The organism is Geodermatophilus sp. SYSU D01176, from assembly GCF_054050015.1.
Genome location: NZ_JBJGYN010000004.1, coordinates 125,009 through 142,677, shown reverse-complemented (window position 1 = coordinate 142,677; position 17,669 = coordinate 125,009). Strand labels below are relative to the sequence as shown.

14 protein-coding genes are annotated in these 17,669 nt (G+C 76.2%); 3 read left to right on the top strand and 11 right to left on the bottom strand.

Annotation, left to right across the window (positions count from 1 at the left end; genetic code table 11):
• Positions 1-21: 21 nt before the first annotated feature.
• Entirely contained in the window at positions 22-204 is a 183-nt protein-coding gene (locus ACI78Z_RS04480) for a WS/DGAT domain-containing protein (RefSeq protein ID WP_457035360.1), read from the top strand.
• Here ACI78Z_RS04480 and ACI78Z_RS04475 read toward each other — a convergent pair.
• From ACI78Z_RS04475 to ACI78Z_RS04460, 4 genes are read right to left on the bottom strand one after another with little or no spacing between them, the layout of a single operon-like run.
• Entirely contained in the window at positions 173-3,010 is a 2,838-nt protein-coding gene (locus tag ACI78Z_RS04475) for an alkaline phosphatase D family protein (RefSeq protein WP_457035317.1), read from the bottom strand. The genes ACI78Z_RS04480 and ACI78Z_RS04475 overlap by 32 nt on opposite strands.
• Entirely contained in the window at positions 3,007-5,400 is a 2,394-nt protein-coding gene (locus tag ACI78Z_RS04470; RefSeq protein ID WP_457035316.1) for a PEP/pyruvate-binding domain-containing protein, read from the bottom strand. Before ACI78Z_RS04470 ends, ACI78Z_RS04475 begins: the two co-directional genes overlap by 4 nt.
• Positions 5,397-5,714 (bottom strand): hypothetical protein, encoded by a 318-nt coding sequence (locus tag ACI78Z_RS04465; protein ID WP_457035315.1) that lies wholly within the window; start codon positions 5,712-5,714, stop codon positions 5,397-5,399. Before ACI78Z_RS04465 ends, ACI78Z_RS04470 begins: the two co-directional genes overlap by 4 nt.
• A 41-nt stretch (positions 5,715-5,755) precedes the next feature.
• Positions 5,756-6,889, bottom strand: coding sequence for a hypothetical protein (locus ACI78Z_RS04460; RefSeq protein ID WP_457035314.1), 1,134 nt, complete (start codon positions 6,887-6,889; stop codon positions 5,756-5,758).
• Positions 6,890-7,079: 190 nt separating this feature from the next.
• Here ACI78Z_RS04460 and ACI78Z_RS04455 point away from each other — a divergent pair, with 190 nt between their 5' ends.
• Entirely contained in the window at positions 7,080-8,801 is a 1,722-nt protein-coding gene (locus ACI78Z_RS04455) for an RIO1 family regulatory kinase/ATPase domain-containing protein (protein ID WP_457035313.1), read from the top strand.
• 345 nt (positions 8,802-9,146) lie between these two features.
• Here the strand turns inward: ACI78Z_RS04455 and ACI78Z_RS04450 are convergent, their stop codons facing one another.
• The 4 genes from ACI78Z_RS04450 to ACI78Z_RS04435 form a co-directional block, all read right to left on the bottom strand.
• Positions 9,147-9,524: a DUF5655 domain-containing protein gene (locus ACI78Z_RS04450; protein WP_457035312.1), complete on the bottom strand. Its 378-nt coding sequence runs from the start codon at positions 9,522-9,524 to the stop codon at positions 9,147-9,149.
• A 40-nt stretch (positions 9,525-9,564) separates the two neighbouring features.
• Positions 9,565-10,032, bottom strand: a complete 468-nt coding sequence (locus ACI78Z_RS04445; RefSeq protein ID WP_457035311.1) for a pyridoxamine 5'-phosphate oxidase family protein — start codon at positions 10,030-10,032, stop codon at positions 9,565-9,567.
• Positions 10,029-12,452 carry a phosphoketolase family protein gene (locus ACI78Z_RS04440; RefSeq protein ID WP_457035310.1) on the bottom strand — a complete coding sequence of 808 codons (2,424 nt, stop codon included), beginning with the start codon at positions 12,450-12,452 and terminating at the stop codon, positions 10,029-10,031. The genes ACI78Z_RS04445 and ACI78Z_RS04440 overlap by 4 nt, the downstream gene beginning before the upstream one ends.
• A gap of 69 nt (positions 12,453-12,521) precedes the next feature.
• Positions 12,522-13,538, bottom strand: coding sequence for a hypothetical protein (locus tag ACI78Z_RS04435; RefSeq protein WP_457035309.1), 1,017 nt, complete (start codon positions 13,536-13,538; stop codon positions 12,522-12,524).
• A gap of 237 nt (positions 13,539-13,775) precedes the next feature.
• Between ACI78Z_RS04435 and ACI78Z_RS04430 the strand changes: the two genes are divergently transcribed.
• Positions 13,776-14,447 carry a response regulator gene (locus ACI78Z_RS04430; protein WP_457035308.1) on the top strand — a complete coding sequence of 224 codons (672 nt, stop codon included), beginning with the start codon at positions 13,776-13,778 and terminating at the stop codon, positions 14,445-14,447.
• Positions 14,448-14,461: 14 nt separating this feature from the next.
• Here ACI78Z_RS04430 and ACI78Z_RS04425 read toward each other — a convergent pair whose 3' ends face one another.
• The 3 genes from ACI78Z_RS04425 to ACI78Z_RS04415 form a co-directional block, all read right to left on the bottom strand.
• Positions 14,462-16,183, bottom strand: a complete 1,722-nt coding sequence (locus ACI78Z_RS04425; protein WP_457035307.1) for a GAF domain-containing protein — start codon at positions 16,181-16,183, stop codon at positions 14,462-14,464.
• Between the two features lie 120 nt (positions 16,184-16,303).
• Positions 16,304-16,726 carry a pyridoxamine 5'-phosphate oxidase family protein gene (locus ACI78Z_RS04420; RefSeq protein ID WP_457035306.1) on the bottom strand — a complete coding sequence of 141 codons (423 nt, stop codon included), beginning with the start codon at positions 16,724-16,726 and terminating at the stop codon, positions 16,304-16,306.
• A 21-nt stretch (positions 16,727-16,747) separates the two neighbouring features.
• On the bottom strand, positions 16,748-17,668 hold the full coding sequence (locus ACI78Z_RS04415) for a universal stress protein (RefSeq protein WP_457035305.1): 921 nt from the start codon (positions 17,666-17,668) through the stop codon (positions 16,748-16,750).
• Position 17,669: the final 1 nt, after the last annotated feature.

Genomic DNA, 17,669 nt, shown 5'->3' with positions numbered 1-17,669 from the left:
GCGGTCGAGCAGATCCTCCCGGTGGCGGTCGGGGACGCCGGGAACGTCACCGTCTCCTTCGTGGCCCTCTCCTACGCCGGCACCCTGGCCGTCACCGCCGTCGCGGACGCGGACGCCGTCCCCGACCTGCCGCTCCTCGTCGCGGCCCTCGAGGACCAGTTCGCGCGGCTGGTCACCCGGCCGGCGCCGGCAGCGTCGTCGTGAGGGAGACCAGCTCCCGCCCGTCCCAGGTGCGTCCGGCGAGCTCCACCTGCACCGTGCCGCCGCCGTCGTCGGTCACGGTGACCGTGCCGAACTGCCCGGCGCCCGGGAAGGTGCCCTCGCTGTACGGCCCGCCCTTCACGTCGCCGGGGGAGTCCAGCGCGGCGGCGTGCAGCAGGGGGAAGCCGCCGCCTCCCGTGCTGCTGTAGTCGGTGTTCGCACCGTCGTCGATCGCGACCATGTGCGCGTCGCCGCTGACCATGACCAGGTTCTCGATCCCCGCCGCGGCGATCGTGTCGGCGATCTGCCGCCGCTCGTCGGCGTAGCCGCCCCAGTCGTCGCGGCCGGGTTCGGCCGGGGCGACCCACGGGTCCGGGTTCACCCACAGCACGACGGCGTGCGCTTGGCCGGCGGTGACGAGCTCCTCCTGCAGCCAGGCCAGCTGCCGGGCGCCCAGCATCGTGGTGCCGGTGCGCTCCGAGCGGTTGTCGGTCACCACGACGCGCACCCGGCCGACGGTGAAGGCGGAGTAGATGGCGCCGCCGTCGCCCTCGGCCAGCGGGTGGTGCGGCACGTACGTGCGGTAGGCCGCCCGCGCCGCGGGCCGGGACGGGGAGGAGGCGTCGGCGTCGTTCGTCCCGTAGTCGTGGTCGCCCCAGACGTAGGCCACCGGCACCGCGCGGTAGAGCGCCGCCTGCGCGGGCGCGCTGAGCTGGTCGCCGTACCGGTCGCCGAACACCGCGGGATCGTCGGTCCCGACGTTGCCGTAGTGGAAGTCGCCGGTGTGCAGGAACAGCAGCGGGTCCACCGCCCGGATGGCGTCGAAGACCGCGCCGCTCGAACCCGTGCGGGCGCAGGACGCGACCGCGAGGGTGAACGAGGCCGGCCCCTCCGGCGCGGTGGTGAACCGGCCGGTGCCGCGGGAGGTGTCGGGGGCGCCGTCTACCTCCACCGCCCACCGGTACGCGGTACCCGGGGTCAGGCCGTCGACGGCCAGCCGGACGACGTGCTCGTCCGACGGTGCGACCTCCGCCGACCGGACCACGGGCCCGCCGTCCTCCGGCTCGACGACCAGGCCCACCCGCCCGGCCGGCCCGTCCAGCTCGGCGACCACCTGGGCCGACCGGCCGGTCACCCCGCCGGACCACGCCCAACGCACGTCGTCGGCGGGAAGCGCCAGCAGCGGTGAGCGCGGGTGCACCGGCCCGAAGAACTGGTCGTGCACCTCGGCGGAGGCGCCGAGGATCCCGCCGAGGAGGAGCGCGGTGACCATCGCGAGGGTGACGACCGAGCGCATCGTGCGGCGGTGCTGCCACGCCAACCAGAACCCGACGGCGGGCACGAGGAAGACCCCCGCGACCAGCAGGCTGACCCACGGCTGGTAGGCGAGTGCGGCGAAGACGGCCAGGCCGGTGCCGGCGAACGCGGCCAGCGCCGCACCCGCGGCCTCCCAGCGCAGCGCCACCAGCAGCGCGACGGCGGCCAGACCGAGCAGGGCCAGCTGGAGGGTGCGCGCGAGCTGCGGGCCCATGGCGACGCCCTCCGGACCGGTGGGCAGCCCCTCCACCAGGGCCAGGCCGACGAACAGCACGAGCGCCGCGGCCAGCCACCCGCGCGCCAGCCGCCGGACGGCGGTCTCCTCGCCCGGCCCCAGCCGCAGCAGCCCGGGACCACGGACGACGTCGCCGGGCAGCTCCCACGGGCACGCCGAGCAGGCACGGTGCCACGTGCGCCGCTCCAGCGCCCACCAGGTGGCCAGCACGAGCGCGCCGCCGATCAGCACACCGGCGAAGGCGTCGGACGGCCACGCCAGCCGGCCGCGCACCACCTGGACCGATACGACGAGCAGCCCGGCCGCGGTGGCCGCGAGGGTGGCCAGCGCCGGACCCCGGCGGCGGGTGCGGACGTACACCGCCAGGGGGAGGAACCCGGCGACCAGGGTCGCCTGGAGCACCGGCGCGCTGGGCAGCGACCCGGTGAGCCCGGCCATCGGGCCGTCGGGGGGGAAGGCCCGCTCCAGCCGGTCGGCGAACAGCGCGTGCCCCGCCAGCGCGGCGGCGACGACCCCCAGCTGGCCGAGCGCGAAGGGGAGGCAGCGCCCTCCGGCGAACCCGACCACGACGGCCACCGCGACGGCGACCGGCACGCTGCCCAGGAGCTCCCAGGGGACGGCCGGGTCGACCGGGGCGGTGACCTCGTCGTCGATCTCGGCCAGCAGCTGGGGCGCCCCGGCCGTGGTGAACAGGAACTGCACCGCGGCGGCGGCCGTGAGGACCGCGGCCCAGCCCAGCAGCAGCACGCCGCGGCGGTGCTCGCCGGCGGGGTCCTGGCCCAGCGGCGTGGTCGCGAGCAGCGGGCGCGCCCAGCGGGGCGGGTCCGGCCAGGTCACCAGCGCCACCGCGGAGTACGCCGCCACCGCGGCCAGCCCGGCGACGAGCACCAGCAGCGCGGCGTACATCCAGGCCAGCCCGGCGAACATCCCCTCGGCGGGGGCGTAGTTCTTGGTCGCGCCGCGCGCGCCGTAGACCGCGAGGCCGCCCGCGGACAGCGCCAGCAGCAGGTAGTGGACGCGCGGGCGCAGCCCGGCGACCAGGGCCGTGTCGGGTGGCTGCCCGGTCCGGACGAAGTGCGCCGCGGCGCGGGCCTGGAGGGCCGTCTGCCGGTCCCGTCCCCGGTGCCGGCGGCCGTGCAGCGCGTCGCGCAGCAGGGTGACGCCGGAGATCAGCAGGCCGGCGCCCATGATGGCCGGGACGAAGATCTGCGCGCCCTCGCCCTCGTCCCACCAGTCCTCCCGCACCCGCCGGGTCATGGGGTCTCCTCCGGGTGGAGGACGACGGTCCCGGTGTCGCCGTCCACGGTCACCGTGCGGCCGTCGAGCACGGCGGTGGCACCGGGCAGGTTGAGCACGGCCGGCAGCCCCAGCTCGCGGGCGACGATCGCCGCGTGGGACAGCGGGCCGCCGCGCTCGACCACGATCGCCCCGGCGCGCAGGAACACCGGTGACCAGCCGGCGTCGGTGGCGGCGGCGACCAGCACCTCCCCGGGCGCCAGCCGGTCCGGGTCGGGCTCGCGGAGCACGCGGGCCCGGGCGGTGTGCCGCCCCGGGCTGGCCGCCCAGCCGGTCAGCCGGTCCCCGTGCGGCACCTCGGGCGGCGCCTGCACGGGGACGCCGGTGAAGCGCATCGGCAGCGGGGGGTCCTGTGCGCGCTGGTCCAGCCACCGGCGGCGGCGGGCCAGCTCGGCCGGTGCGGGCGGGCTCCCGGCCAGCGCCGGCCGCAGCTCCGCGTCCCGCAGCAGGTCGACGTCCGCGGGGTGGGGCAGCACGCCGGCGGCGGTGAGCCGCCGTCCGATCTCCAGGTGCACGCGCCGCACCTCGCCGCCGAGGGCGAGCACGGCGGACTTGACGTCCTCCCGTCGCGCCAGGCCCTCGGTGGCGTCGGTGACCAGGCGGCGCAGCACGTGCATCCGGACGTCGACCACCTGCCCGGTGAGGACGCGGACCCGCCGCCACCGCGGCCGGCTGCGCAGCCGCTCCTCCAGCTCCTCGCGGGCGGCGTCACGGCCGGTCTCCCGGTCGGCGTGGCCGGGCCCCCGGCGCTGTGGCGTCCCCGTCCCGGTCTCGGCCCACGTCGGCCCGGCGAAGACCGACCGGGAGGCGGCCACCGACCGGCTCCGGGAGCCCCCGGCCCCGGCGGTGACCCGCTGGGCCGCCGCGGCCGCCTCCTGCTCGCCGAGGTGGCCGGCGAGCGTGGCCTCCAGCTCCCGGTAGGTGCCGACGGCGGCGGCCGCCACCGCCAGCTCCACGGTCGTGGCCCGGGCACCCACGTCCACCAGCCGGCGCCGGTAGGCCAGCAGCGCGTCGTCCGGCTGCTCCTCGAGCGCCGGGGGATCGGCGAGGACGGCGTCGGCGGCGCCCAGGACGACCGCCGCCTCGGGAACGGCCCGGCGTCGCGCGGCGCCGGCCCGCAGCGCCGGGCGCACGGTGCGCCACCAGTGCGCCCGCCGCCCCTCGTCCGCACCGGGCAGCGCGGCACCGAAGTACTGCCGCTCCAGCTCGGCCTCGGACCCGCCGGGCACCGCGCGGGCGGCCGCCTCCATCAGGCCGAGGTCCAGGGCGGCGCGGCCGTGCACGCGTCGTACCAGCTCGTGCGGGCCGATCCGGTCGGCCGGCAGCCCCCACAACCGGCCGAGCACCTCCCGGAGGGCCTCCTCCACGAGGAAGGAGCCGACGTCCCAGACCAGCGGGGGCAGCAGCCCGGGCAGCGTCTCGCCGATCCCGGCGGTGGTCAGCTCGGCGTCGTCGGGCGCGGTGTCGCAGCCGTCGTCGGCGCGCGCCAAGCCGGTGGTGATGGGGCGGGCCTGCACCACCCAGGTGCGGTCGCCGTCCCACGCCCACTCCACGTCCTGCGGCCGGCCGCCCTCGGCCGCCTCGATGCGCAGGGCCAGTGCGGCGGTCTCCCGGACCTCGGCGGGCACGCTGTCGTGGGGAGAGCTGCCGTCCGGGGAGCCGTCCCGCGGGAGGAGGTGGACGTCGGGGGTGCGGGCGCCGGAGACCAGCGCCTCACCGAGCTCGGGCACGACCTCGACGCGCACCCGGTCCGCCGCACCTCCGGGGTCGACGGTGAAGGCGACGCCGGCCGTCCGGGCGGGGACCATCCGCATGACCACGGCGGGCATCGCGACGTCCTCGCTCGGGATGCCCCACGCGCGCCGGTAGGCGCACGGCGCCGGGTGCCACAGCGACGCCCAGGTCAGCCGGACGGCGTCCAGCACGGAGTCGGGGTCGACGTCCAGGGAGGAGCGGTACTGGCCGGCGAAGGAGGCGCCGGCCATGTCCTCCACCGTCGCCGAGGAGCGCACCGCCAGGCGCCGGCCGGCAGCGACCTCCCGCGCCGCGGCGACGACGTCCGCGGCCAGGTCCGCGGGCACCGGGACCGCACGGAAGGCGGCGTCGACCTCGGCGGCCGGGACCACCGCGCCGTCGCGCAACCGGGTCAGCAGGCCGGCGAGGGAGGGGTGCGCGGCGACGGCGCGGTAGGCGTCCGCGGGAACGACGGCGGTCGGGGGGACCGGGAAGCCCCCCTGCACGAGCCGGTCGAGCGAGGCGCCCTTGCCGCCCAGCTGCCCGGGTGGGGCCGGGGAGCCGGGGGAGAGCCGGACGACCGCGGTGCGGGTCGTCGCGCCGGCTTGGACGGTCACGACCGGCTCGACGGGTCGCCGACGAGCCCCTCGTCCCCGACGAGCCCCGCGCGGTAGGCGGCGACGCAGCGGTCGGCCAGCCGTTCCACCGGCTCGCCCGTGGCCGCCGCCTGCCGGTGCAGCCACCGGGTCAGGTCCGGGCGCAGGGCCACGGCCGACCGGCCCCGGACGCCGGAGAGGAGGGCGGCGACCTGGACGAGCGCCACCGCGCCCATGAGCAGGGCGAGGTCGGTGTCGGTGTCGCGCAGGGCGTCGACCAGGGCTACGGCCACGCCGATCAGGGCGATCACCAGCAGGACCACGATGCGCTGCACGTCTGCCGTCCAGGAGCCGGGGGAGGGGACGTCCTCGGACGCTAGGCGGGAGAACCGGCCCCGCCCGGTGCCGAGGGACCCTCGTGGCCGGGACCTCCGGCCCTCGGCGTCCTCCGCGGCGGGACGGCCGCGGCCTCCCCGCTGGCCGGCACCGCGGATGCCGGCAGGGCGCGGAGCAGGCGGACCAGCAGCCACGTCCCGACGCCGCCGAGGAACCCGAAGCCGGCGATCGGGCCGATCACCTCCGCGGTGGTGAAGGAGATGCCCGCGGCCGCCTGCAGAGCGGTGCTCAGCGTGATCGTCGGCAGCAGCAGCACGATCGTGACCAGCAGCGGCGCGGCCAGCAGGTACCCGACGGGGTCCCGGCGGCGCACCAGCCACCCGGCGAGCGCCGACGCCGGGGTGATGACCGCGAGGTCGAGCGTGTAGGTCACCGGCGTGGTGTAGACGTCCAGCAGGTCGGGGGCCCGGCCCTGCAGCAGCGCCGCGACGAGTGGCTGCAGCCACACCACGGCGGTCACCGCCGCGCAGGTGAACAGGAACCGGGACAGCGCCCGGTGCGGGACGGCGGGGTCCGCGGCGGCCATCGCCAGAACGGCCCGGTCGGTGGCGGCGCAGGCGGCGACGAAGCCGAAGAGGCCGGCCGCCAGCAGGGTCACGTAGGCCAGGTAGAGCGGGTTGTAGGCCACCCCCAGTGCATAGTTCGCGTAGACGTACAGCAGGTAGCCCAGCGTGCCGGTGAGCAGCAGCGACGCCCGTGGGGAGCCGGCCTGCTGCCGCAGCCACGCGGTCACCACCAGCGGCACACCCAGCGCGAGGACGACGGCGTCGACGGCGGTGTTGCCGGCGGCGGTGAAGACGGTGTCGTGGCGGTAGAGGCCGCTGCCGGCCAGCCGGGCCACCTGACCCCGTGGGGTCACCACGGGCACGGGCACCTCCGACGGCCGCCGCAGCAGGCCCACCGCCGCCACCCCCGCCGCCGTGGCGGCCACCAGCGCGGGCAGCCGGCGGAGTGCCGTCCGCGCCGTCGTCACCTGTCCGCCCCCCCGGGTCGGAGCCGGCTGCGCCGACGGCGGCGAGCTGCCCGGGACGACCGGCGACAGCACACCCGCCGCGCCTCGCTCGCAGACCCACGTCCTCGTGGTGCCGGGGCTGCGGATCGCGGTCGTGGTCATGGCTGCTCCTCGGGACGGGACCGTCGGGTGCCGGTCCCACGCGGCCGGTCGGCCGGCACCCGGCGCAGTACCGGAGGTCCCGCCAGGAGGGGACGGAGAGCCCGGCCGGCACCCCGGCAGGGACTTCCGTCCCTGGCGAAGGGTGTCGCCGGTCCTGGGATGCAGGCGGGTGGCGGAGGACCATGGCGCGGTGACCGGCGACGCGGCGGTGGGAGCGGAGGTGGGGCCGGCGACCGAGGGGACCCTTCCCCGGCGGCCGCCCGTCCCGGTCATCGGCGCGCGGCGACCGGCCTGGCCCGAGGAGGACCGCCACCGTCGCCCGTCCGGGAAGGACCGGCTGCGTCCCCGTCGTCCGCCCCCCGGCACCTGGGCGTGGACGGCGGCCCTCGCCGTCGCCGTGGTGCTGCTGGCGCTGGGGGGCGGATGGGCCCGTGCCCTGGGCGGGCTCGACCAGGCCGTCCGGGAGTTCCTGGCACCGCTGGGGCGGCCGCCCGGGTGGGCCACGGACGTGGGCCGGATCGGCGAGGTGCTGGGGTACCGCGTGCTGTGGATCCCGACCGTGCTGGTCCTGGTGTGGACGGCGCGGTGGCGGCACCTGCTGGTCTACGTCGGCAGCATCTCGCTCGTGGCCGCGACCGCACAGGTGGTCGCCGGCGACGCGGCGCTGGTCCGTGACGTCCGGGAGGGCGTGACCGGCTCCGCGGTCGGCATCGTCCTCCCGGCCTGGCCGGTGATCGTGCTGGCCACGGTGGCTGCCGGGAGTCTGTTCGTGCTGACCCCGTCGGGACCGGCGCGCCGCTGGGGCTGGCTCGTCGTCGCCGGCCTGGTCGGCGGTCTGGCGACGGTCCGGGTGGCGCTGCTGCTCGACACCCCCGCCGATGCCCTCCTCAGCGCGGTCGTCGGCTGCGCCGCGGCGGCTCTGGCGTTCCGGTTCTTCGCGCCGGAGCACGCCTTCCCGGTCACCTACCGCCGGCAGGTCAGGGCCCACCTGCGGCTGCACCCGGCGCGGACCCAGCGCATCCTCGCCGCCGTCCGGGACCAGCTCTGGCTCCAGATCGACGAGATCCGGCCCTACCGCCTGAACGGCTCCGCGGGGTCGACCCCGTGCCGGCTGCGGCTGGCGGACGGGCCGCCGGAGTACCTGTTCGGCAAGCTCTACTCCAGCACCCACCTGCGCTCGGACCGCTGGTACAAGTGGGCCCGGGTCCTCCGGTACGGCCGGCTGGAGGACGAGGCGCCGTTCTCCTCGGTCCGCAGGCTCGTCGAGCACGAGGACTACATGCTCCGCCTGCTCCGGGACGGCGGCGTCCAGGTACCCGAGCCGGTGGGCGTGGTCGAGGTCGTGCCCGGTCGGGAGTACCTCCTGGTGACCGAGCTGGTCCCCGACGCGGTCGAGGTCCTCGACTCCGGGGTGGACGACGCGGTCGTCGACGACGCCCTGCGGCAGGTCCGCCGGCTGTGGGCGGTGGGTGCCGCCCACCGCGACATCAAGCCCTCCAACGTGCTGGCCCGCGGCGACCGGGTCTACCTCGTCGACGTCTCGTTCGGGGAGCTACGCCCGTCGTGGTGGCGCCAGGCCGTGGACCTGGCCAACATGGCGCTCACCCTGGCCCTGGTCGCCGGGCCCCGCCGGGTCGTCGAGCGGGCGCAGGCGTTCTTCACCCCGGAGGAGCTGGCCGAGGCGCTGGCCGCGACCAGCTCGATGACCATCCCGCGGCAGCTCGCCCGCAGGCTGACCGACGCCGACGGCGACATGGTCGAGGAGTTCCGCGCGCTGCTGCCACCGCACCCGCCGATCCGGGTGCAGCGCTGGAGCGTGCGCCGGGTGCTGCTGGCCGTGGCCACCCTCGGCGGCGCGGTGCTCGTGACGCTGCTGCTGGTGCTCAACCTTCGGGCCGGCGGGCTGCTCTGAGCGGGACGTGGGTCATGGACCGGAGACAGGCTCGGGACATCCCCGCCGATGCGCCGAGGTCGGTGGAGCGAGGCCACCACCGGCCCGAGCGACCGCGCGCACAGCGCTTCGGAGTCGGCTGACCCGACTCCACTGCCGGCTCTTCCCGCGCTCTGCGGGCGCAATCGAGTCGGCAGTCCACGCAATCAGCCGGCACAGCGCGGTGGTCACTCCGTGGACCACCGGCCGGCTCTTGGGCGCTCACCGCACCTCGCACCGGCCGACCAGCGAACCTGCACACCTCGGAGAGGACGCCCAGCAGCAGCCCGCCGGGCCACCCGCCGGCGCTGGGGAGTCCGCCGTCGGTCATTCGGCCCGGTCGGCGGCCTCGCGCAACCAGCCGGCCACCTCGTCGTCGATCTCCGACGGGTCACCGACCTCGAGGTGGTGCACCCAGTGCCGCCGGGAGGGGTGCACCACCTCCTTCCACCGCGGGGACGGATCCGGCCGGCCGAGCGCGATCGACAGCACGACCTCCGCCGCGGGATCGCGGAGGTACCGGCCCGGCAGCCAGAGCCAGGCGAAGCCCCGCCGACGACGGAACGCGACCTGACCGGACGAGGTGCGGACTCCCGCGCCGCCGGCGGCGTCGAGCACCGCCGTCACCCGGTGGAGGACCGACCTGCCCACCGGGCTGCCGGCGAAGAAGGCCTCGGGGTCGCCGGCCGGCGCACCGGGGGCCACCGGCCGGGTCGCGGCGGGCCGCCGGGCTGCTGCTCGCAGTTCAGAGGTACGCCCGAGGGTCCACGGGCGGCGGCAGCTCCCCGGGGACGATCCGCCGGCCGGTCACGTCGTGGGGGATCAGCCGCAGCCAGTGACCGTGCTCCCCGGGCGCCCAGGGGCGCACGTCCGTGGCGTGCGTGCGTCGCACCAGGTCGGGGCCGTGGGCGTCGGTGACCTCCTCGGCGAGCGCGCGGACCAGCACGCTCCAGCCCCGGCGGGCGAACTGGTCGATCTGGTCGACCTCGAAGGTGACGTTGGCGTGCGCGGCGGCGCTCAGCTTGGTCCCCGGTGCGGTGCGGATGACGATCGTGTCGCCGTCCATGCCGTAGTTGACCGGGAAGACGAGCGGGTGGTGCTCGCCGTTCACGGCCAGCCGGCCGACCTGCTGGGTCCGCAGCAACCGGTAGCACTCGTCGACGGGGATCTCCTCGAGCGCCGCCCGGTCGTCCCTGGTCTCGGGGCCGGTCACCGGTCGCCGCCGCGCCAGGTCCAGTCGCGGACCTCGGGCAGGTCCTCGAGCGCCTCGACGACGTGCTCGCGGTGCCGCCGCAGCTGCTCGCGGCACAGCCGGGCCAGGTCGTCCCCACCTTCCGGCACCCGCCGCGAGCGGCGCAGCGCCTCCAGGACCAGGTCGTAGCGGCTCATCCGGTTGAGGACCACCATGTCGAACGGCGTGGTGGTGGTGCCGTGCTCGGTGAAGCCGCGGACGTGGAAGCGGTCGACGTCCGGCCGGCCGTGCACCAGCGGGTGGATCGCCCGCGGGTGACCGTGGAAGGCGAAGACGACGTCGACGGTGTCGGTGAACAGCTCGCTGAAGCGTTCCGGCGAGAACGCCGCGGGGTGCTCGCCCGGGGGCAGCAACCCCATGAGGTCGACGACGTCCACCACCCGGATGCGCAGGTGCGGGACGTGCGCGCGCAGCAACTGCGCCGCGGCGAGCACCTCCATCGTGGGCACGTCGCCGGCCGCGGCGAGGACGACGTCCGGCAGGTCGGAACGCGCGCGGTCGGGGTCCTCGGTCCCGGCCCACTCCCACACCGCCGCCCCTGCGGAGACCAGGGTCCGGGCGGCGTCCAGGTCGAGGTACTGCAGGTGCCGCTGCTTGTCGACGACGACCAGGTTCACCCGGCCCCGGCTGCGCAGGCACTCCTCGGCGACGACCAGCGTGCTGTTGGCGTCGGGCGGGAGCCAGATGCGGGTGACATCGGGCGACAGCGGCGCCACGGTGTCGATCAGGCCCGGGCCCTGGTGGGAGAACCCGTTGTGGTCATTGCGCCAGGTCGTGCTCGTCAGGAGGACGTTCAGCGAGGGCACCGGGCTGCGGCCGGGTTCGGTGGCCGCCGTCTGCAGCCACTTCGCGTGCTGCACGACCATCGAGGCGCTGACCATGGCGAACGCCTCGTAGGTGGCGAACAGGCCGTGCCGGCCGGTGAGGGTGTAGCCCTCCAGCCAGCCCTCGCACAGGTGCTCGCTGAGGACCTCCATCACCCGGCCGTCCGGGCCGATCGCCTCGTCGCCCGGCTGCACCGGGAGCATCGAGCACCGGTCCGTGGCCTCGAAGACGGCGCCGAGCCGGTTGCTGTTCGTCTCGTCCGGCGAGAACAGCCGGAAGTCACCACCGCCGTCCGCCCGTCCCGTGCGGACGAGCAGGTCGCGGAGGTACTCGCCCAGCGGCCGGGTGGTCTCGTGCTGCAGGACGCCGGGGTCCGCCACCGGCAGGGCGTGGTCGGCGAGGTCGGGCAGGGGGAGCGGACGGACCCGGAAGCGGGGACCCCCCGCGCGCGGCGTCGCGGAGAGGCGGAGGTCGCCGTCCGGGACGAGCGCGGCCAGCTCGGGCACCAGCCGCCCCGCCGCGTCGAAGGAGTCCTCGGGCCGGTACGAGCGCAGCCACCGCTCCAGCTGGGCCAGGTGGGCCGGGTCCTCGCGCACGCGGCCCAGCGGCACCTGGTGGGACCGGTGCGTCCCCTCCACGGGGACACCGTCCACGGTGCGCGGCCCCGTCCACCCCTTGGGGGTGCGGAGCACGATCGCCGGCCAGCGCAGTGGCACCCGGCCGTGGCCGGCGCGCGCCTCGTCCTGGAGGGCCCGGATCCGCGCGGAGGCGGCGGACAGCGCGGCGTCGAACGCGCGGAACACGGCGCGCGGTTCGTCGCCGGCGACGACGACCGGGTCCCAGCCCTGGCTGTGCAGGTAGGCGCTCACGTCGGCGTCGCTGCTGCGGCCGAGCATGGTGGGACCGGAGATCTTGTAGCCGTTGACGTGCAGGATCGGCAGGACGGCGCCGTCGCGGCGGGGGTTCAGGAACGCCGGCAGGCGCCACGAGGCGGCCAGCGGCCCGGTCTCGGCCTCGCCGTCCCCGACCACGCAGGCCACGAGGAGGTCGGGGTCGTCGAAGGCGGCGCCCGCCGCGTGCAGCAGCGCGTAGCCGAGCTCGCCGCCCTCGTGGATGCTGCCCGGGACGTGGACGCCGGCGTGGCTGCTCACGCCGCCCGGCGTGGAGAACTGTCGCACCAGCCGGGTCAGCCCGGCCAGGTCGGCCGACACGTCGGGGTGCACCTCGCTGTAGGTGCCGTCCAGGTAGGCCCCGGCAAGGACCGCGGGGCCGCCGTGGCCGGGGCCGGTGACGAGCAGGGCCTGCTGCCCGGTCTGGCGGATCAGCCGGTTGAGCAGCGTGTAGACCAACGTCAGCCCGGGGCTGGTGCCCCAGTGGCCCAGCAGCCGCGGCTTGACGTGCTCCGGGCGCAGCGGCTCGCGCAGCAGCGGGTTGGCCAGGAGGTAGATCTGGGCGGCGGTGAGGTGGTTGGCCGTGGCCCACCACCGCAGGTCGAGGTCCAGTTCCTCGTCCGGGTAGGGCTCGGCGCCGACCCTGGGGGTCTCGACCGTGGTCATCGTGAGGCTCCTGCGTGGTGTCGGGACTGACGCCGATCCTGCGGACGGCGGCCCTGCGGCGACGGGGCCCTAGGTCCCGGATCGGCGAGCCCTTCGCTCCACCGTCGACGTCGAGGTCGACGTCGGCGCCGGCACGGGCACGGAGTCGTCCAGGGAGCTCCGAGGCACGGGGAGGAGCCGGGGCCGCGGAGCGGGGACCGGCACCGCCGGAGTGGCCGGCAGTTCGCGCCAGAACTGCCGCCCGGTTCGGACGACAGCGGTCCAGCACAGCGCGGCGGGGACGGCGGCGGTGACCGCCAGGGCCGTGACCGACCACGGGGTACCCGCGGGCGTCCCCGTGCTCCGGGACCACGCCTCGACCAGCGCGACCAGACCGACGACAGCAAGGCACCCGGAGGAGGCGAACGCCGCTGCGGCGGCCCAGGCGACACGGGCCAGGAGTGCGGCGCCGGCCGCGGTCGCGGCGGGGAGGACCACCAGATCGGCGAGGGCGTCGGCGCTCCGGACGGGGATCCCCTCGGCAGGGACCCGCACCGTGAGGTGCCGCGCCAGGAGCAGCCCCCACACCGCGGTGAGCAGGAGCACGCCCACCAGCACCCGGGTCCTGCGCTCCAGGGTCACCGAGCCGGCCGGTAGCGCGCGCCACGAGGTGACGGCCATGACGGCGGCGAGGAAGGCGACGGCCAGGGCCAGGGGCCGGGTCTCTGCGACGTCGTCCGTCGGTCCGGCCCGGTCGGGCCCGAGCGCGGCTCCCACCGCGAGGTACCCGACCGCCGAGGACGCGGCCAGGGTCACCAGCGGGCCGGCCGCCGGCCGGTGGCGGATCGACCGGGCGGCGAGGAGGAGGACGACGGCCAGGACAGCGAGGGTGACGGTTCCGGCGCCAGGGGGAGTGGTGACCGCCGAGGAGCCGATGTGCCCCGGGGCCGGCAGGTCGTGGGCCGCGAGGACCACCGCGCCGGTTCCCAGGAGAGCCGCTCCGGCGGACAGCCGCCCAGCTCGGGGGCGTCCGTCCGACCGGCGGGAGACGGCCCGGCCCGGGTGCGCGCCCATCGGGCGGAGGGCGGCTAGATCCGGCTCGGTCACAGGCGTGACGGTGCGCGGTGGACGAGCAGGGCGCCGAGGGCCAGGGTCCTCCTCGCCTGGTGACCAAGGGCCCTACAGGTGGGCCCGGGGACGGCACGGAGGGGCGCGGGTCCCTACCCGGCAGGGACCTTGGTCCCTGCCGCCCGGGCCGGTCGCCGGGCCTAGCCTGTCGCGACGGCCTCGCGGCAGCGTGCTGGCGGGAGGCACGGTTGCGGTGGTGCGAGGAGTGGGTGGCTGGTGACCGAGGGAACGGGTGCGATCAAGGTCTTCCTGCTCGACGACCACGAGGTGGTCCGTCGCGGTGTGGCCGACATCCTGGAGGGCGACCCGGGCATCACCGTGGTCGGGGAGGCGAAGAACGCCTCGGAGGCCCTCGCCCGGGTGCCCGCCCTCAAGCCGGACGTCGCCATCCTCGACGTCCGGCTGCCCGACGGGGACGGCGTCTCGGTCTGTCGCGAGCTGCGCTCGAAGATGCCGCAACTCAAGGTCATCATGCTGACCAGCTACAGCGACGACGAGGCGCTCTTCGAGGCGATCATGGCCGGTGCCTCGGGCTACCTGCTCAAGCAGATCCTCGGCCAGGACCTCGTCAGCGGCGTGCGGGCGGTGGCGGCCGGCGGCTCGCTGCTGGATCCCACGGCCGCGACCGCGGTGATGGAGCGGCTGCGCCGGGCCGCCGAGCCGGCCGGCCCGCTGGCCGCGCTCAGCGAGCAGGAACGCACGGTGCTGGAGCTCATCGGCGAGGGGCTGACCAACCGGCAGATCGGTGAGCGCATGTTCCTCGCCGAGAAGACCGTGAAGAACTACGTGTCCCACCTGCTGGCCAAGCTCGGCCTGGAGCGCCGCACCCAGGCTGCGGTGCTCGCCACCGAGCTGCGGGGCTCCTCTACGGGGTCGCACCACAGCTGACCCGGCTGGCCCTCTCAGCGCAGGGGCGCCCACCAGCGCAGCCGGGTGCCGCCGTCCGGCAGCGCCTCCGCGCTCGCCCCACCGCCCCGCCGGAGGGCGCGCTCCTCCAGGTTGCGCAGGCCGCTGCGGGCGGCGCGGGGGTCGATGCCGCGCCCGTCGTCGGTCACCTCGAGCACCACCTCGTCGGTGACGTCGAGGGTGACGGTGACGTGGTCGGCGCCGGAGTGCCGGGCGGCGTTGCTCACCGCCTCCCGGGTGACGGCCTCGACGTCGGCGGCCAGCTCGCCGGTGATCAGGTTGTCCACGGCGCCGGACATGCGCACGGTCGGACGCAGGTCGGGTTCGGCCGTCTCGGTGACGATGTCGAGCACCCGTCGCCGCAGGCTCGCCGACCGGTCGACGTCCGCGGTGCTGTGCAGGTCGAAGATCGTCGTCCTGATGTCCCGGACGGTCTCGTCGAGCTGTCCGACCACCTGGCCGATCCGGCGCTTGACGTCGGGGTCCTGGATGCGGGGGACGACCGACTGCAGGCTCAGGCCCGCGGCGAACACCCGCTGGATGACGTGGTCGTGCAGGTCACGGGCGATCCGGTCGCGGTCCTCGTACACGTCCAGCTGGCGCGCGAACCGCTGACGCGCGGCGAGGTCGAGCGCGGCGGCCGACTGGTCGACGAAGGCGGCGACCAAGGGAGTGGTGGTCGCGTCGAACGCCGGGGCCCCGGCACGGCGCGCCGCGATGACGACGGCCTGCTCGCTGTGGGTGCCGCGGAGGGGGACGGCGATGCAGGGCCCCCAGTCCACGTGGGCGTTGGGCCCCCGGTGGTCGACCCCCCGGAGATCGACGGCCACGACGCCATCGGCTGCCCCCACCGCCTCGAGGACCGGGTTGTCCTCGGCCGACAACCGCTGACCGGTCAGGTCGTCGAGGCCCTCTCCGACCTGGACCCGGACGTCGAAGGCGCCGTCGTCAGGGGAGGGGCCGACGACGATCCAGACACCCTCGGCTCGGGTGAGCTCGCAGATCCGCGTGGCCACCAAGCGCAGTGCCTCGTCGGGCGACGGGGCGTCGAGCAGGCCGGCCCGCACCTCGGAGATCGCGGTCGTCCACCGCCGACGCTCCTCGGCCTCCTCGTACAGACGGGCGTTGTCGATGGCGATGCCGGCCGCACCGGCGAGCGCGGTGAGGACTGCCTCGTCCTCGGCGGTGAACTCGCCGTTCCGCTTCTCCGTCAGGTAGAGGTTGCCGAAGACCTCGCCCCGGACGAGGACCGGGACGCCGAGGAAGGTGTGCATCGCGGGGTGGTGCGGGGGGAAGCCCACGGAGGCCGGGTGCTGGCTGAGGTCGGCGATGCGCAGGGGGTAGGGCGCAGTGATCAGCTGGCCGAGCACGCCCTTGCCCTCGGGTAGGTGACCCATCCGTGCGGCCAGCTCGTCGTCGATGCCCACGTGGATGAAGGCCGCCAGCCCGCCCTCGGGCGCCAGCACGCCCAGTGCCCCGTAGCGTGCATCGACGAGGTCGGTGGCCGCCTCGACGATGCGCCGCAGGGTCGCCTCGAGGTCCAGTCCCGTGGAGACGGTGAGGAAGGCGTCCAGCAGGTGCTGGACGCGTGCCTGGTTCCGGGACACCGCCGCCAGCCGGTCCTGCACCTCCTCGAGCAGCTCGGTGAGCCGCATGCCGGCGAGCGGCGAGTCGGTGGTCGGACCGTTCGGACCAGTGGCGTGCTGCCGGGTCGGCATCGTGTGGTCACCCCCCCACCGAGACTGGCACGTCGCGGCGCAGGGAGGAACCCGGTCGTACCGCGGAGGGCTGGGACGCCGGTCACCGGAGAGCCGGGCGCGCGACTCCGGGGACGCCGGTCAGGTGGCACGGGGCTCGGCACGCCACCCGCTCAGCAACCCGATCTCCAGTGCGACGTACCGGCCGTCGCCCGTCCACCTCGCGGGGGACCAGGGCAGAGCGTCGAGGACCGCCGTCTCTGCCGGGTCGTCGACCGCTCGGGACGGGCCGACCACGGTCACGCTCCACCCCGTCCCGGTGTCCCCGTCGAGGGTGTCGACCCCGAAGGCGACCACCGTGCCCGGCGTCCTCGGCAGGAACGGGCTGTCGGGCAGCGCCGGGATGACCACCTCGCCGTCGTGCAGGCAGTAGCAGACGGGTTGGATCGCCGGGAGGGCGTTCCGGGTGAAGGCGAGCCGGCCGAGCCGGCCGCCGAACAGGAGATCCCGGCACTCGTCGTCGTCGAGCGGCACGACGACCCGGTCGGGGTCGGTGGTGGGCATGGGGTCCTCCGGGCGGGATCTTCAGCCGGAGCCCCGGGCAGCGCCACGGTGGCCGTCGGTGGCGACCGGGACCACCGCCACGGGGCACCCGGCCCGGTGCAGGACGCCGTGGGTCGTCGACCCGAGCCGGGCCAGTGGCCGGCGGTGGCGGTGCCCCACCACCAGGAGCTCCGCGGTCGAGGACACCGACACCAGCGCCCGTGCGGTGCGCTCCCGGATCACGACCTCCCGGACGGGCACGTCGGGCTCCTTGTCGCGCCAGCCGGCCAGAGCCTCGGCGAGCACCCGCTCCTCGTCGAGGAGCACGCCGGCCCAGTCGACGAGCGGGCTCATCGACTCGAACGACGTCTCCAGGGCCGCGTCCTGCCAGGCGTGCACCGCCACCAGGTCCGTGCCGCGAGCCGCCGCCTCGGCGAAGGAGAAGGCGAGGACCGCCTCGTCCCCCGGACGGCCCTCGACACCGGCGACGACCGAGGTGCGCGGGGAGACGACGACCGACGTCGGGTCCGGCAGCACGACCACCGGGCAGGCGGCGTCGGTCACGAGCCCGTTGGCGGTGGACCCCAGCAGCAGGCCGGCGACGCCACCCACGCCCCGGCTGCCGACCACGAGCAGCTGCGCCTGGGAGGAGGCCGTGCGCAGGGCCGTGACCGGATCGCCGTCGGCGACCGACCAGCTGACCCGGTCACGGCCGAGGACGTCGGCCGCCTCGCCCGCGGCCGTGCGCAGGAGCGTCTGCGCCCCGGCCTCGAGCGCCGCCCGCAGTCGCGCGTCCGGCGAGACGGCGGCGGTGCCGCGCAACGGCCAGGACAGCGCGTGCAGCAGTCGCAGGGGCGCGTTCCGCCGCCGCGCCTCCTCGGTCGCGAACGCGAGAGCCGCCCGGCTGCCGTCGGAGTCGTCGATGCCGACGACCACGGGACGGGACCGTGGGAGGGACGTCATC

Coding starts and splice junctions, on each gene's coding strand:
- ACI78Z_RS04475 (WP_457035317.1), bottom strand. CDS start 3,010: ATGACCCGGCGGGTGCGGGAGGACTGGTGGGACGAGGGCGAGGGCGCG.
- ACI78Z_RS04460 (WP_457035314.1), bottom strand. CDS start 6,889: ATGACCACGACCGCGATCCGCAGCCCCGGCACCACGAGGACGTGGGTC.
- ACI78Z_RS04440 (WP_457035310.1), bottom strand. CDS start 12,452: ATGACCACGGTCGAGACCCCCAGGGTCGGCGCCGAGCCCTACCCGGAC.
- ACI78Z_RS04425 (WP_457035307.1), bottom strand. CDS start 16,183: ATGCCGACCCGGCAGCACGCCACTGGTCCGAACGGTCCGACCACCGAC.
- ACI78Z_RS04420 (WP_457035306.1), bottom strand. CDS start 16,726: ATGCCCACCACCGACCCCGACCGGGTCGTCGTGCCGCTCGACGACGAC.
- ACI78Z_RS04415 (WP_457035305.1), bottom strand. CDS start 17,668: ATGACGTCCCTCCCACGGTCCCGTCCCGTGGTCGTCGGCATCGACGAC.